The 256-nt window shown below is 73.4% G+C and carries 1 protein-coding gene; it reads right to left on the bottom strand.

What is annotated here, in order from left to right; translation table 11 throughout:
• Positions 1–256 (bottom strand): hypothetical protein (locus EUU22_RS25275; RefSeq protein WP_205687891.1); only part of this gene is annotated, 256 nt, incomplete at both ends.

The following is a 256-nucleotide window of genomic DNA, read 5'->3' as shown; positions in this document are numbered from 1 at the left end:
AACAGCGCTCCCACGCTCCACGCCAGCGCGGCCGACAGATTCCCGGCGACCAGCAGCCGGACGCCCACGCCGAGGCCGAGCGTGACCGCGACGAGCACCCCGCTCAGCCACAGCGCCGGAAGCTGACGCTCGAGCGGCCGGGGGGATGAATCGAGCAGCGCCGTGGTGCCGTGGCGCACGTCGCGCGTCCCCATCGCCGACCACGTCACGATCGGCCAGATCCAGGCGAAGGGCAGGATCCAGGCGCGGGCGATCG

The sequence above is a fragment of the Ciceribacter ferrooxidans genome (genome assembly GCF_004137355.1).
Taxonomy (GTDB): domain Bacteria; phylum Pseudomonadota; class Alphaproteobacteria; order Rhizobiales; family Rhizobiaceae; genus Allorhizobium; species Allorhizobium ferrooxidans.
Note: the sequence above shows the minus strand (reverse complement) of the source record. Positions and strands in the feature narration are given on the sequence as shown.